This window comes from Helicobacter sp. 11S02596-1 (assembly GCF_002272825.1).
Taxonomy (GTDB): domain Bacteria; phylum Campylobacterota; class Campylobacteria; order Campylobacterales; family Helicobacteraceae; genus Helicobacter_J.
In genome coordinates this window covers 87,511-102,274 of sequence record NZ_MLAM01000001.1, presented here as the reverse complement: position 1 = coordinate 102,274, position 14,764 = coordinate 87,511, and the positions used below count along the sequence as shown (strand labels likewise).

Here is a 14,764-nt window from a genome sequence, read left to right as displayed (position 1 = left end):
TAATTTAGTTTAAAATCTCAAAAAGTGTAAAGGAGTTTTATGAAAAGAATTATTTTCAGTTCAATGCTTTCGTTTAGTTTGTTGGGTATTCACTTTGCCAAAGCACTCGAGGTAACCGTCGATCCGTTTGGTTATTTGGGTGTTTTATACAATCAAGGTATCCAATCTGCCCCGCATAGCTATATCGGGCTCAATGCACGGGCGGGAGCAAATTTTATGCTTGATAATAATTGGAGCTTAGGGCTTGGAGCGATTGGGGCTTGGAGCGTGTTTAGCTATAGGGATAGTAATGCCCCTTACGCAAACAGCGGGGATATTTCGGATGCTTATGTGCGTTATGATACCGAAAAGCTTAAATTTGCCCTTGGGAGATATAACACCAATTTCCTTGAATTTGACTGGATTGCCGGCAATGTGCAAGGGGCTTCTATCAAAATTCACGACAGAAAGATGAACTATTGGGGAATCTTTATGGATTCAATGCTCTATAATGGCTATCAAACCAGCGGGCAACAAGGCAATCGGATTGCTACGGATTTGAATGCTTTGGTCGCTTACAATCCGGGTGCAAAGACAGGCATAGTTGGCGGGGAGGTGATCGCTGGTGGGGTGGATTATACGTATAAGGGGTTTCGTATCTCTCCTTTTGTGCTGATTGATACCCAGCTCCCAACACGCACAAAAGGGGTTTTGGTCCAGGTTGGAGCAAAAGCAGGGTATGCGACTAATATTGGCAAGGAGTTCAAATCCACGACGCTTTTGCGTGGGATGTTTCAATATGGCGATACTGATGGCTTGGCTGGGGATGATATTGCAGGGTTGATTTGGATTGATCAGACTTTCCAGCACAAAATATTTAATTTTGGTGCGGGCTTTTATGCCGTTCCTGGTGCAGACAAAAAAGGCTCGCTTTGGACATTTGCTGATAGGACGAAATTTTATGGCAGGGGAATCAACTCTCCGGGTGTGCCAGCGGTTTATTTTGCCAATGCTACGATCACGGGTTATTTCTTTGGTGGTTTAGAGACTAATAAGGTCCGTGTCGATGCGATGGTGGCATTTGGAAACTATCAGGAATATTCTGTGATGGCAGATTATAAGTTGTGGCACTATCGGAATATGCGATTTAATGCCGGCGGGGGCTATGTCTATTCGCATTCTTCAAAAGTTGCCAATGGTATCGGTGATAGCTCGTTGCTATTTTTTGGAAAATTTTCATATTGATTCAAACAAGATGTAAATTGGTCGATATAGAAATGTTTGATAATTATCTAACAAAACTTGTTTATTAAGGATGGTGAAATGAAAAATAAAGTTGTTCGATCGATTGCGCTAGCAGGAGTTCTTTTGAGTGGAGCAGGAGCAGCGGATTTTGATGTTTTTGGGCATATCGGAGGCTTTTTTGACAAGGGTTTTGGCGATGGTAACAAAATGATTGATGCCAAAGATGGCAAAAATAAAAATGCTGATTATGCCGGTATCACCGCACAACTAGGCGTGGATGTGGGATTTGGAAATCTCCATATTGGTGCGGCAGGCTGGGGGGCTTTCCCTGTGTATGGCGCTCCCCAAAAAGCTTTTGGGACAAATGATAACTATGCCCAACATATGTATACCACCGATTATGCTGATTTATCTGATTTGTATGTGAAGTATGATGGCGAGATCCAGCTTGCAGTGGGTCGTTTTGATAATGAATTTTTGGATTCTGATTGGATAGTCGGGCATACCCAAGGGGTGGCTGCAAAATGGGATACCAAATATTTTGGTGCTTGGGCTACTTGGGTGAATGATTATTCTACCTTTGGTTATCAACCCAATCGTTTTGGCTCTGAGCTTAGCAGGTTCAATAGATATTCTTCTAGCTTCAATCACTTTGACATCGGCAACCGAGATCTTTTTGCCGGCGGGATTAATATTGATTTAGGATTTTTAAAGATCGATCCATTTGTGCATTATTGGTTGGGTGGTAACTATTATGATACCAATCATTCAATGATCCAAGCAGGAACTAAAGTTGCTCTTGAATTAGGCAATGATAATGGTATCAAGTCGATTTCATCAGTCCGATTTTTGTGGCAGAATATTTTAGATGTCAATAAAGATGACACAACGCTAATTTGGCTCGATGAAGAACTCCGCTTTAAAAATATGGTCAAAGTAGGTGCGGGCTGGTATAGCGTGGGCAATCACAATAGTATTTATGCCATCAATGATAAGAGTAGATTCTACGGCTGGAGATACTTGACTGGCAATAGCAGTAATTATTATTTTGGCTCTAATGAAAGCAGTTGGTATGCTTTTGCTGGACTTGAGACAAAAGTCGTGAATTTTGATTTGCTTTATGCCAATGGCGATTATAATGAATTTTCTGCGATTATTTCTTGGAATGTTTTTGAGATGAAAAACGATATGGGTCTTCAAATCGGTGGGGGCTATGTCAGCAATGGTTTCCAATCCAAGCAAAAACAGCAAAATAATGCGGTTGTTTTTGCTAAGTTTTCTTTCTAAACACGCTTCATTTTCTTCTGACCATCTTCGGATGGTCGCTTCTTTATTCTTGACTTAAGTCTAAAAAATTCTTTTTGATTATTTGTAATATTCCTCGTCTCAATCAGACGTAACAAAAAGGAGTGAGAATGAAGAAAAAATATTTTGGTTCGATGGTGTTAGCGCTTGTGGCGGGATTTAGCCTGAGTAATGCGATGGAGCTCAAGCAATTTGGCTGGGTCGCTGGATTTTATAATCAAGGGCTACACAATACCGAGACAGCAGGTAGCAACGCACAAAGCTCTTATGCGGGTCTTCAATCACGGGTTGGTGTGAGTTGGAATATGGGTTCTGGCTGGAGTTCTGGTGCGGGTGTGGTCGCTGTGCTTCCTCTTTTCTATAGTTCAGAGGCTTATTCAAAGTCTTACTATACCGATTTGGGAGATTTTTCTGATTTGTATGTGCGGTATGGCAATGAGGGATTCAAGTTTGCTTTGGGTAGATTTATGTCTGATGAGTTTATCGGATCAGATTGGATAGCTGGACCCATCCAAGGGGGTGCGATTCGCTATACAAGTGGGTTTTTTGATGTGTGGGGAACCCTGATGGATTCAAAGCTTGGTCTTGGGAAACAGCTAGGCAGATATGGTTCAGAACTCAGCTGGATGAAAACTTACAATCCCACAATCAAAGAAAAAGTTATCGGTGGAGAGGTTTTGTCTGGGGGTCTTGGATTTAAAGCATCCGGCTTTAGCTTCAATCCGTATGTTCTCTATAATACCAATGTTGTTTCAGCCGGCGGTGTTTATAATAATAAAGGTCTTTTGCAAGCGGGCTTCAACGCTGGTTATACTTATTCTAATGATTCTTTCAAAGCCACTACAACGTTGAAATTTATGTTCCAAAATACGGAAGCTAGAAATGTTTCTATAGGGGTTTATGGCAATTTGCCCTATAATGATACTGCTAATGCAAAAAGCAAAGGCGATAATACGTTTCTGGTGCTGATTGAAGAAGAGTTGAAATACCAGGCTTTTAAGGCTGGGGCAGGGTATTATCAGGTTGATAGCGGGGCAGGCATTTGGTCAGTGAATGACAAAATGAGATTTTATGGAAAATATGTCAATGGCTTGGGGTCTTCGAATTATCTGGCTAGAGGGGCTTACTCGGGTTATGTCTTTTTAGGCTATGATACCGATAAATTCAAGATCGATTTTCTCTATGCCGGCGGGTCTTATAATGAAATTTCTTTGGCAACGATGTATCGTGCCTATAAAGGCAAGGACGCTGCTTTGGATGTTGGGGGTGCTTATGTAAATTCTGGCGGTTCTCTTTCAAAAAATGCTAATTCCTTAGTGCTGTTTAGCAAACTTTCTTTTTAAGTATTTTCCAAATAGGGTGTTTCTATCCTATTTGGGCGATTGATTTTAGTGCTTTATCCCCTTGTTTTTGATACTATTGATTCATATTCTGCTTGTGTGTTGTTATCGTGTAAAATCCTTTTCAAGACTTGTAAATCCTAAAGAAATGATAAAGGACTTGACTTTTTGAAATTGTTTTTAAGATTCATAAGGTCGTAATAAAAACCATAGGCGTGGGGTAATATGCCACAAAGCTATAAAATAACCACGCAAACGGGTAAAATATTTTTTAAATACAATCATTGGCTTTTGTTGTTAGAAAATAGTTTTTGGATTTCTTTATAAATCTTGATAAAACCTATGCAGCTTGTCTTGAATACACAAACTCATCACTCCAGCGTGAGAAGCGATTTTAAGAACGAATGAGGGCTATTTGGTGCGAGCAATCTTTAGGATTTGGGCTTTTAAACAGCGAGTTGGGCAAAATATAAACGTATCAAATTTCCAAACTATAGCAGGGTGTTTATCACCCTATTTTGATTTTTCTTTCACATCTTTCGATGGTGCTGAGTCTGTGGGCGATGACAAGGAGGGTTTTATCCTTGGCGATTTTGTAGATTTCATCCATTATTTTTGTCTCCGTGTCCGTATCTAGGGCGCTTGTAGCCTCATCAAGCACGAGGATTTCAGGGTTGTCATAAATTGCCCTTGCGATCCCAACACGTTGTTTTTGCCCCCCGCTGAGTTTGATACCCCCATCGCCTACAAGCGTATCCAAGCCATCTTTCTCCATCAAAAAATCATAAATATTTGCCATTTTGCACGCCCAAATCAGCCTGTCTTTGTCTATTTTGCTCCCAAAAGCTACATTTTCTGCGACACTGCCATCAAACAAATAAATGCTTTGGGGGATATAGCCTATTTTTTTTCTCCACGTTTTGATATTTTTGTTTGTGAGCTTGGTTTTATCGATAGTGATTTCCCCAGAATCAGGCTCATAGATGCCAATAATCACATCAATGAGCGTCGATTTTCCTGCCCCGCTTGGACCGATAAAAGCGATTTTTTCACCTTTTTGGATAGTGAGGTTAAAATCCTTGATAATAGGTTTTTGGGGTGTATAGCCAAAAGTGATATTTTTGAGTGTGATACTATCGTTAAAATCAAGTTTTTCATTCCCTTCTTCTTGGTTTTTGTAAGTCAATTCACTATAGATGACATCGAGGGATTTTTGGCAAAAAGCTACAAAGCTATAGCTTTGCATTATTTTATTTATGGAGGGTAAGATACGATAGAGCGCTAAGGCATACATCGAAATGATAGGCAACACGGCACTGGCATCATTGTATTGATAAAGCACATATGCCACGCTTCCAATGAGGATACCAAAACCCACGGTTTCTAAGATATTTTTAGGGATCTGCCCGACGACTTGATAGATGGTTTGGGCATTGGCTCGTTTTTTGCCCGTATCATCAAAGGCTTCATAAACATTTTCTTCATTGCCCTTGAGTTTGATAATCTTAAAATTTCCCAGATTTTTTGAGAGGATTTTAAAAAATCTTTCTTCCATTTGCACACGGATATCGCCTTGATTTTTGATGACTTTGGAGAGCCATTTTGTGATAAATAGTATCTTGATCCCCAAAATCACACTCAAAACGATCGTCATCTTCCAGCTCACCAAAAGCAAGAGAACATACAAAAGCAAGACGGTAAAAATTTCTGAAACTATAATCAAAATATGATTGATAGAGTTGGCAACCACAAGGCATTCAGAAACGATGGCACTCCGAATCTTGTCGGCATTTTTGTTGGTAAATTCCAGATAGGTCAGATCCATATTTTTGCAAAAAAGTTTGTAAGAAAAATAATGGTATTTTCTGAAAGCAAAGCGGTTGATGGCGTAGGTATAGCCAATATTGTAAAATGCTCTGAAGATATAAAAAACAATCAATCCAAAGCTAAAAGTAAGCATAAAACTTAATGTTGAACCAAAGCCAAAAAAATCATAAATAAATTTTGAAATCTTGTTTTGAAAAATCATATCCGGCGTGCTGGCAAATGTGATGAATGGCATAATAATGCTGATACCAAATGTTTCGATGACTGAAAGCAAAATGGTCGCAATCAATAAAAAGATAATGATAATTTTATCTCTCCGATTGATAAGCTGGCGGAATTTTTTTATACTGCCAAAAAAAATACTTTTTTTCATTTTTGTTTTAGATACCATTCATATACCTTTTGAATACCTTGTTCAAGCGTGATTTTGGGTCGCCAGCCGAGTTGATTGAGTTTTGAGGAATCTAGGAGTTTTTGATACGTGCCATCAGGTTTTGAGGCATCAAAAATGATTTCGCCTTCAAAGCCCACGATTTTTTGCACCAACAAAGCCAGCTCTTTGATACTAATATCGCTTCCATAACCGATATTGATGTGCGTATTTTTGACTTCTTGGGATTCTTTTATTAGGTCTTTAAAATCGATGTTTTCCATCATATAAACACAAGCTTCTGCCATATCAAGACTATGGAGAAATTCCCTCCTAGGCGCGCCAGTGCCCCACAGAGTTACGGAATTTGCGGAGTTTGTTTTGGCTTGGTGGAATTTTGCAATCAAAGCGGGCAAGACGTGGGAGGTTTCCAGATCAAAATTATCATTTTCCCCATAGAGATTTGTAGGCATTGCGGCGATAAAATTGCAATCATATTGGAGATTAAAAGCCTCGCACATCTTCAATCCTGCGATCTTGGCAATAGCGTAGGGTTCGTTTGTGTATTCAAGTTCATTGCTAAGCAGGTAGGATTCTTTGATGGGCTGGGGGGCATTTTTGGGATAAATGCAGCTTGAGCCCAAAAACAAGAGTTTTTTTGTTTGGTGCTGGTAGGCATTATAGATGATATTGTTTTGGATAGAAAGATTTTGGTAGATGAAATCAGCGCGGTAGCGATTGTTTGCATAGATACCCCCGACCTTTGCAGCTGCTAAAAAAACATATTCAGGGGCTTCTTTTTCAAAAAAGGCTTGCGTTTGGGCAAAATCGCACAAATCAAGCTCGGCGTGGGTTTTTACAATGAGATTGTCATAACCTTTTGCTTTTAAGGCATTAATAATAGCTGAACCTACCAATCCTTTGTGCCCAGCGACGAATATTTTAGAATTTTTATCCATTTTTTTCCTTGGTTTTAAAAGCTTTTGAGGGGTTTATTCAAAATAACTCAAGATCTCATAACCGCCATCTTGGAGATATTTGTCTTTTTGCATTAGTTTGAGATCGGCACACATCATTTCTTTTACGAGTGTTTTTAGATCGTATTCAGGGATCCAACCCAATTCGTTTTTGGCTTTACTAGCATCGCCAATGAGCAGATCGACTTCTGTAGGGCGGAAATATCGAGCATCTACGCAGACGACTTCTTTGCCAATAGGGAGCTGGAAATCTTTGTTTTCGCATTGGGCGATGTAGCCTTTCTCATCTATGCCCTCGCCTTTGAACTCAATCGTAATGCCCACTTCTCCAAACGCCATCTTGACAAATTCACGCACTTCTGTCGTAACGCCTGTAGCGATAACCCAATCATCGGCATTCTGGGCTTGGAGTATCATCCACATCATCCGAATATAGTCTTTGGCGTGTCCCCAGTCCCGCTTGGCAGAGAGATTCCCAAGATAAAGTTTGTCTTGAAGTCCAAAGGCAATTTTTGCCACAGCCCGTGTGATTTTTCGTGTTACAAAAGTCTCGCCACGAATCGGGCTTTCGTGATTGAATAAAATGCCATTGCTTGCAAAAATCCCATAAGCTTCTCGGTAATTTATTGTGATCCAATAGGCATAAAGCTTGGCGCACGCATAGGGAGAACGGGGGTAAAATGGGGTGCTTTCTTTTTGGGGGATTTCTGCTACTTTGCCAAAAAGTTCGCTTGTTGAGGCTTGGTAGATTCTGGTTTTTTGGATTAAGCCTAGCAATCTCACAGCTTCTAAAATCCTCAAAGTCCCAATACCATCGGCATTTGCGGTGTATTCGGGGGTTTCAAATGAGACGGCTACGTGGCTCATTGCTGCGAGATTGTAGATTTCATCGGGCTGGACTTCTTGGATAATGCGTGTGAGATTCATCGAATCGGTCATATCGCCATAATGGAGGATAAAATCGCGATTGTGAATATGGGGGTCTTGATAGAGGTGATCGATACGATCGGTGTTAAAAAGTGAGCTTCTGCGTTTGATCCCGTGGACTTGGTAGCCTTTTTTGAGTAAAAATTCTGCTAAATAAGCCCCGTCTTGTCCGGTGATACCTGTAATCAATGCGACTTTCATCTAGTGCCTTTCGTTTAATGTTTTTATTTGAGATCTTTTGGGTCGGGATAAAAATTTTGCCTTATTTTAACATATTTAACGGCATTGGCTTGATTATATGCTTGCTCGGTTTGTTTTGCCAACAAATTTGAACTCACTATCAGGATAAATCGCCCTGCATTCTTAAGGGATTTTGATTCTCTCGCCCCAATGTTGTTTTGTGCTTATGCCACTTGTTTAACTTGCGGGGAGTGGGTTTTCTAAGGTTTTGTTAATGCATCCTTTAGATGGGTTTTGTGTGTCGTTAGCACCTTTTGAAATCATCTTCAATCCTGATAATATCGTCTTCACCAAGGTATTCCCCAACTTGTATCTCGATGATTACCAGATCGATTTTGCCTGGATTTTCCAAGCGGTGGAGCTGCCCCATCGGGATATAGGTAGATTCATTGGCTTTCAAAAAGATTTGCTTTTCCCCGATGGTAACCACAGCACTCCCGCTGACTATGGTCCAGTGTTCGTTGCGATGAAAATGTTTTTGCAGGCTGAGGCGGGATTTGGGCTTGACAATGATTTGTTTGATTTTGTAGTTGGGGGATTCGAGCAAAACGGTGTAATTTCCCCACGGGCGATAGGCGGTTGTGTGGATTTGGGCGAGATTGGGGTGGGAGATTTTGAGTTGCTTGAGGACATCTTTTATTTTTTGGGATTGCCCTTTTTTGGTGATAAGTAACGAGTCATTTGTATCGATAGCGATGAGATCATCGACCCCAATGGTAACGACAATTTTATCTGAAATGACAAAATTATTTTTGCTTTCTGTGGCGATGAGCGTGCTTTTGGAAGCATTGCCATTTTCGTCTTTTTCCCATTCTTCATCGAGGGATTCAAAGCTCCCTACGTCATTCCAGCAAAAATCCCCGATGACACATTTGACATTTTGGCTTTTTTCCATCAGGGCATAATCAATGCTGATATCAGGGATTTGTTTTGATATTTCAGGGTCTAGGCGAATGTATTGCCCATCTTTTTTGGATATTTCATAAACACTTTTGCAGATTTCATAGATTTCTTTTGCGTAACGTTGCATTTCATCAAGCAAACAGGAAGCCTTGAAACAAAACATCCCGCTATTCCAAAAATAATTTTTCTCTTCAAGATAGGTTTTGGCAAGCTCCAAACAGGGTTTCTCGACAAATTTTTCGACATCTTCGTTGTTTTTGCATTGGATATAGCCATAGCCAGTATGGGGGCTTGATGGCTTGATACCAAAGGTTACAAGATAGCCTGCTTGGGCGTATTGCACAGCTTTTTTGATAGCGTCTTGGTAGTTTTGGGTATTTTTGATCAAATGATCGCTAGGCAATGCCAAAATAATCTCATCTTCTTCATAATTTTTGATCGCATCTAATGCGCTAAAAACAAGCGCTGGTGCGGTGTTTTTGCCGATGGATTCTAAGATATAGTTTGCGATATTGACACCGGCTTTTTTGGCTTGGTCTTGGGCGAGAAAATAATGATCTTGATTGGCAATGATTTGATAATGCCCCCCGAAAGCCTCGATAATGGGGATATTTCTCAGCAATGTTTGTGTGAAAAATGATTGATTGTCTAAAAGTGGGACAAACTGCTTGGGCAATAATGATCGTGAAAGTGGCCACAATCTTGTCCCTGAACCCCCACAAAGTATGGCTATTGTCATAAGAATTTTTCCCTTCCGGAGTGAAATTTCTTCAATTGTATAGCTTTATGGATTAAAACTATATCAATATTTATAGCCGAATTCTATCCAAAATTGCCTTCCTAGTTGATAAACATTGGTTTGGACAATATTGATATTGTCTAGGAGATTATAAATATCAAGATTGACAAATAGCTTGTTTTTGCCACCCATTTTCACTTCTGCGCCTATGTGGGTATCCCAGTTGAATGAATCTCTAAAGCTTACTTTTTCATATTCATCTAGCCCGCTTTCGCTTTGCTTTTGGTTTCGCCCTATAGGCGTGGCATAGGCGACTTGAACAATGTCTTGATAGCCTGAAGAGTAATTGAAAAAATTTGTCCAAGTGAAGTTAAAAGGGGCAATACTAAATTGTGAAATGGTCGTGATTCTGCCTGTCCAGGGTTTTGCGAAGTTGCTTGCAGGGCGTTGTGAGTAAAGAATTTTTTTGCCATCATAAAGAATATAGGGATCTTGGTATTGGCTTTTATTGAGGCTTTCTGCATAGCTATTAAAATCCCTCTGGATCATACTAAAATCTGCTCCTAGTATAATAGAATGATAGGTATGGAGGATTTCTAGGGGCTTGGTCGTAGAGAGATTGAAGGTAAAAATATCGCTATTGCTCTTGCCGTTATTCGTCCAGATGGCGTATCGTGGCAAGCAGGTTTTGCTAGAACACAATGCATCATACTCAGGGTCAATGGGTAATTTGGCAGTAGAGGAATGCACTTTTGTGATTTGATCGCGTCCATTTCGCCTGACATATTTAAAATTACTTTCAAATTGCCAAAATTTCTGAGAAATCCCAGCAACAAATTCATCATTGTAGGGAACTTTAAGTTCTCTGAATTTGGTATTGCTTTTATTTACCACAAGTGTTCCATCCCGCCAGTCTATATTGGCGGCAGTCCTTGTGTATTGCTTCTTTAGAGCATTTCTGCCATCATAGAGCCTATAAGCAAAAAGATTCCTGCCATAATAGCGATTGTAGCCTGCAATGATGGAGGTATTTGCGTATTGATTGTTGAAAACCTCATAGCGCAAGGCTATTCTGGGGGCAAGTGTGATTTTATGCATATACGTATCCCCATCAAGACGCAAACCCGGTCGGAAGTGAAATCGCCATATCTGCATATCATCTTCGATATAAGCACCATAGTTGAGGTTGTCTAGATTGATTTTGCCTTTTTCATAAAGGGTAACCATACCAAAAAATTGCCCTCCGGGGGTTTCAATGAAAGTATTGGTTCTAGGGTTTAATCTTTTTACGGGCGAATTAGAACAAAAATCATTTTCAACGCACTTGGTATCAGCTGTTGTGATGAGTCTTTGGCTTGAGCCAACCAGATGGTCTTGCGCTCGTTCATAATACGCATTTGTATAGCCTATCTGAACTCCTGTGTTGAAGTTGTGGGTGGTATGAAAAATACGAATTTCATCAAAGTTTAAATCGCTTTTAAGATTTAATGCCATTTGATTTTCTTTTATATTTCCGTTTGCGCCTTCTGTGCTATTTTCTCCAACTTTTGGCGACCAGTTTTTTTCCTCTGAATAAAACCACGATTTGTAGTAATTTGCCTCTGATTTTCTGTTGTTTGATAGATTTGAGAAGCTAAGATGGTTGCTCCAACTAGCAAAGCTGAAGATGTATTTTTCTTTGAGTGATGCTTGAATGCCCCCTGTTTGGATATTAAATCCAGAATTAATCCCATTGAAAATGAAATACTCGCTGTCAGAAGGTGCATAAATGATGGAAGATTCTAAATAGAGATTTTCTATCGGGTTGTAAGTGGCTTTTAGAAAATAATTAGCAATATTGCGATGCTGGTCTTTGTCTGTGGATTCGCCATAGATTTTTGCATTGTATTGCTTGAGGGGTATGGTTGATAAGGTGGTGCTAAAGCTTGCTATGAGACCAAAATTTTTTGTGATAGGACCACTGGCGCTTGCACGAATGATTTGCTTGAAAAATACGGGTTGCGCACTTCGGTCAAAGGAGTTGTCAAAGTCTGTTTGTGAAAGCGTCCCAATATGGTATTTTGTCATTGATGAAGCGGTGGTTTGATAAGAGGCTTTTGCGCTGAAATTTTTGTCAGGATTTTTCGTAATAGCCTCCACCACGCCCCCTTCAAAATTTCCATAACTTGCTGAAATATTGCTATCATAAACATTGAGCGATTTAATCAGAGAAACATCTATCCCCAAACCTTGCGATTGACCTGGAACATCTGTGGTGCTATTTGGATTGTTGCTTGCAGGATCAAGGTCATTGTTCATATTTACACCATCAATTTGGAAGTTGTTTTGATAATAGAGTGCGCCATTGATCGATATATCTGCAGGGCTGATTTCGCCCGGAGTTTTTGAGCTTAATTGTTGATTGTCAAACTCGACATTGGGATTGATTTTGAGTAATGAAGTGATATCCCCATTGCCTCTAAGAAAATTATTGATAAAACTTTCATCGATATGCCCCCCCCCCCGTTAGATTATAATTATCTATTTTGTTGCCTTCAAGTGTAAGCGGAGGAAGTTTATAAGATTTTATTTTATCATTTATAGAATTTGTTTCTTCTTGGGCATTTGAAAATACGAGGCATATGCCTAGTGCGAATAAGATTTTTTTCATTTTATTTGATCCTTATCTATAGTTATAATACTGATAATATTTATTAAAATTATAAATGTATAAAACTTAAATTTTTATTAAAACTATATGAATATGGAGAAGATTTTTAGATAACTGATGTTTTTTGCTACCTAAATTTTTATATGGCTATAATCGAAATGCCATAAATAGCATTTGGTTTTAAATCTGCTAGGCAATAAAAATAGGCTAGATTCTCTTGACAAAAAGTTTCTAAGATTATATAATTCCACCCTTTTTTGAATATTTTTGCTGGTTTAGCTCAGTTGGTAGAGCAGCTGCCTTGTAAGCAGCAGGCCGGGGGTTCAAGTCCCTTAACCAGCTCCATATTGTTTTTTCAAACCCTAAAACAGAATTCTTCTGAATCAGTGTTTGACCAGTTTTTGCTATAGCTTTTAGTTGTCTGGTGAGATACTCAAGTGGCCAACGAGGGCAGACTGTAAATCTGCTGACTATGTCTTCCGTGGTTCGAATCCACGTCTCACCACCACTAACTTTAAATCTTTTTAAGGTTTATAGCGCTAAGTTATGGTTTTGAATTTTAAGATGCGGGAATAGCTCAGTTGGCTAGAGCATCAGCCTTCCAAGCTGAGGGTCGCGGGTTCGAGCCCCGTTTCCCGCTCCAATTTACTGGGAGCTGAACTTCTATTAATCATAGTGTCGTTATAGCTCCAAGATGCCCATATAGCTCAGTGGTAGAGCACTTCCTTGGTAAGGAAGAGGCCGGCGGTTCAATCCCGCTTATGGGCTCCAGTTTTTCTAAATAAAGATTTTGATACCTGTGTTTTTTAATGTTTTTTTAACGTTAATGTAAGAACATTTTTATTAAAATCAAATTCCAAATTTTAATTTTAGGAGAAAACAAATGGCGAAGGAAAAATTTGTCAAAAACAAACCCCACGTTAATATTGGGACTATTGGACACGTCGACCACGGTAAAACTACATTAAGTGCCGCTATTTCTGCTGTTTTGTCTCTTAAGGGTCTTGCTGAAATGAAAGACTATGACAATATAGACAATGCCCCAGAAGAAAAAGAGAGAGGTATCACGATTGCGACTTCTCACATTGAGTATGAAACAGAAAATAGACACTATGCTCACGTGGATTGCCCTGGACACGCAGACTATGTAAAAAATATGATCACAGGTGCTGCACAAATGGATGGTGCGATACTCGTTGTTTCTGCTGCAGATGGCCCTATGCCTCAAACAAGAGAGCATATTCTTTTATCTCGACAAGTAGGTGTTCCTTATATTGTTGTGTTTTTGAACAAACAAGATATGGTTGATGACCAAGAATTGCTTGATTTGGTTGAGATGGAAGTCAGAGAGCTCTTGAGTGCTTATGATTTCCCTGGTGATGATACGCCAATCGTTGCAGGTTCTGCTTTGAAAGCATTAGAAGAAGCTAAGAGTGGCAATGTTGGCGAATGGGGCGAAAAAGTCCTTAAATTGATGGCTGAAGTTGATAGCTATATCCCAACTCCAGAAAGAGACACAGATAAGACTTTCTTGATGCCTGTTGAAGACGTATTTTCTATCGCTGGTAGGGGAACGGTTGTTACAGGTAGGATTGAAAGAGGTGTAGTAAAAGTCGGCGATGAAGTTGAAATCGTAGGTATTCGAGACACTCAAAAGACCACTGTTACAGGTGTTGAGATGTTTAGAAAAGAGCTAGACAAGGGCGAAGCTGGAGATAATGTTGGCGTTCTCTTGAGAGGAACCAAAAAAGAAGATGTTATCCGAGGGATGGTTTTGTGTAAGCCCGGTTCGATTACGCCTCACAGGAAGTTTGAAGGTGAAATTTATGTCCTTTCAAAAGAGGAAGGTGGTAGGCATACGCCATTCTTTGATGGGTATCGACCCCAGTTTTATGTGCGCACCACAGACGTAACCGGCTCTATCAAATTGCCAGATGGTGTTGAAATGGTAATGCCTGGAGACAATATCAAAATTAATGTTGAACTCATTAGCCCGATTGCATTGGAACTTGGAACAAAGTTTGCAATTAGAGAGGGCGGACGGACCGTTGGTGCAGGTGTTGTAACAAAAATTATTGAGTAAATTTGGGAAAAAAATATGAAAGTTAAAATAGGGCTGAAATGTTCTGAATGTGGTGATATCAACTACAGCACAACAAAGAATGCTAAAACAAATACAGAAAAACTGGAGCTCAAAAAGTTCTGCCCTAGGCTTAATAAACATACTATCCATAAGGAAGTTAAGCTGAAAAGCTAGGATTC

General features: G+C 39.7%; 11 protein-coding genes and 4 tRNA genes. 9 read left to right on the top strand and 6 right to left on the bottom strand.

Annotated elements, in window-relative coordinates; all coding sequences use genetic code 11:
- Positions 1-39 precede the first annotated feature (39 nt).
- The 3 genes from BJI48_RS00455 to BJI48_RS00445 all read left to right on the top strand — a co-directional run bounded on the left by BJI48_RS00455 (position 40) and on the right by BJI48_RS00445 (position 3,872).
- Positions 40-1,224: an outer membrane family protein gene (locus BJI48_RS00455; protein WP_257874330.1), complete on the top strand. Its 1,185-nt coding sequence runs from the start codon at positions 40-42 to the stop codon at positions 1,222-1,224.
- A gap of 78 nt (positions 1,225-1,302) precedes the next feature.
- The gene (locus BJI48_RS00450) at positions 1,303-2,511 is read left to right on the top strand and encodes a hypothetical protein (protein WP_095330687.1); all 1,209 of its coding nucleotides are present in this window, start codon (positions 1,303-1,305) and stop codon (positions 2,509-2,511) included.
- A gap of 128 nt (positions 2,512-2,639) precedes the next feature.
- A complete protein-coding gene (locus tag BJI48_RS00445; RefSeq protein WP_095330685.1) occupies positions 2,640-3,872 on the top strand; it encodes a hypothetical protein in 1,233 nt (410 codons plus the stop codon).
- A 505-nt stretch (positions 3,873-4,377) separates the two neighbouring features.
- On the opposite strand, the gene BJI48_RS00440 is transcribed toward BJI48_RS00445, so the two are convergent.
- The 6 genes from BJI48_RS00440 to BJI48_RS09365 form a co-directional block, all read right to left on the bottom strand.
- Positions 4,378-6,087: an ABC transporter ATP-binding protein gene (locus BJI48_RS00440; RefSeq protein ID WP_257874329.1), complete on the bottom strand. Its 1,710-nt coding sequence runs from the start codon at positions 6,085-6,087 to the stop codon at positions 4,378-4,380.
- Complete coding sequence (locus tag BJI48_RS00435) at positions 6,066-7,025, bottom strand: GDP-L-fucose synthase (RefSeq protein WP_095330682.1); 960 nt, start codon at positions 7,023-7,025, stop codon at positions 6,066-6,068. Before BJI48_RS00435 ends, BJI48_RS00440 begins: the two co-directional genes overlap by 22 nt.
- Positions 7,026-7,058: 33 nt before the next feature.
- A complete protein-coding gene (gmd, locus tag BJI48_RS00430; protein ID WP_095330679.1) occupies positions 7,059-8,171 on the bottom strand; it encodes a GDP-mannose 4,6-dehydratase in 1,113 nt (370 codons plus the stop codon).
- 283 nt (positions 8,172-8,454) lie between these two features.
- Positions 8,455-9,852 (bottom strand): mannose-1-phosphate guanylyltransferase/mannose-6-phosphate isomerase, encoded by a 1,398-nt coding sequence (locus BJI48_RS00425; protein ID WP_095330675.1) that lies wholly within the window; start codon positions 9,850-9,852, stop codon positions 8,455-8,457.
- A gap of 63 nt (positions 9,853-9,915) precedes the next feature.
- Entirely contained in the window at positions 9,916-12,150 is a 2,235-nt protein-coding gene (locus tag BJI48_RS00420) for a hypothetical protein (protein ID WP_343286664.1), read from the bottom strand.
- Between the two features lie 184 nt (positions 12,151-12,334).
- Positions 12,335-12,502: a hypothetical protein gene (locus BJI48_RS09365; protein ID WP_180762996.1), complete on the bottom strand. Its 168-nt coding sequence runs from the start codon at positions 12,500-12,502 to the stop codon at positions 12,335-12,337.
- A gap of 269 nt (positions 12,503-12,771) precedes the next feature.
- On the opposite strand from BJI48_RS09365, the gene BJI48_RS00415 reads away from it, so the two are divergent.
- The 6 genes from BJI48_RS00415 to rpmG all read left to right on the top strand — a co-directional run bounded on the left by BJI48_RS00415 (position 12,772) and on the right by rpmG (position 14,759).
- A tRNA-Thr gene (locus tag BJI48_RS00415) sits at positions 12,772-12,847 on the top strand.
- Between the two features lie 78 nt (positions 12,848-12,925).
- Positions 12,926-13,010, top strand: a tRNA-Tyr gene (locus BJI48_RS00410).
- A 58-nt stretch (positions 13,011-13,068) separates the two neighbouring features.
- Positions 13,069-13,145, top strand: a tRNA-Gly gene (locus BJI48_RS00405).
- 53 nt (positions 13,146-13,198) lie between these two features.
- Positions 13,199-13,273, top strand: a tRNA-Thr gene (locus BJI48_RS00400).
- Positions 13,274-13,385: 112 nt separating this feature from the next.
- The gene (tuf, locus tag BJI48_RS00395; protein ID WP_095330669.1) at positions 13,386-14,585 is read left to right on the top strand and encodes an elongation factor Tu; all 1,200 of its coding nucleotides are present in this window, start codon (positions 13,386-13,388) and stop codon (positions 14,583-14,585) included.
- Positions 14,586-14,600: 15 nt separating this feature from the next.
- Entirely contained in the window at positions 14,601-14,759 is a 159-nt protein-coding gene (gene rpmG / locus BJI48_RS00390) for a 50S ribosomal protein L33 (RefSeq protein ID WP_095269274.1), read from the top strand.
- Positions 14,760-14,764 lie beyond the last annotated feature (5 nt).

Coding starts and splice junctions, on each gene's coding strand:
- BJI48_RS00455 (WP_257874330.1), top strand. CDS start 40: ATGAAAAGAATTATTTTCAGTTCAATGCTTTCGTTTAGTTTGTTGGGT.
- BJI48_RS00450 (WP_095330687.1), top strand. CDS start 1,303: ATGAAAAATAAAGTTGTTCGATCGATTGCGCTAGCAGGAGTTCTTTTG.
- BJI48_RS00445 (WP_095330685.1), top strand. CDS start 2,640: ATGAAGAAAAAATATTTTGGTTCGATGGTGTTAGCGCTTGTGGCGGGA.
- BJI48_RS00440 (WP_257874329.1), bottom strand. CDS start 6,087: ATGGTATCTAAAACAAAAATGAAAAAAAGTATTTTTTTTGGCAGTATA.
- BJI48_RS00435 (WP_095330682.1), bottom strand. CDS start 7,025: ATGGATAAAAATTCTAAAATATTCGTCGCTGGGCACAAAGGATTGGTA.
- gmd (WP_095330679.1), bottom strand. CDS start 8,171: ATGAAAGTCGCATTGATTACAGGTATCACCGGACAAGACGGGGCTTAT.
- BJI48_RS00425 (WP_095330675.1), bottom strand. CDS start 9,852: ATGACAATAGCCATACTTTGTGGGGGTTCAGGGACAAGATTGTGGCCA.
- BJI48_RS00420 (WP_343286664.1), bottom strand. CDS start 12,150: ATGAACAATGACCTTGATCCTGCAAGCAACAATCCAAATAGCACCACA.
- BJI48_RS09365 (WP_180762996.1), bottom strand. CDS start 12,502: ATGAAAAAAATCTTATTCGCACTAGGCATATGCCTCGTATTTTCAAAT.
- tuf (WP_095330669.1), top strand. CDS start 13,386: ATGGCGAAGGAAAAATTTGTCAAAAACAAACCCCACGTTAATATTGGG.
- rpmG (WP_095269274.1), top strand. CDS start 14,601: ATGAAAGTTAAAATAGGGCTGAAATGTTCTGAATGTGGTGATATCAAC.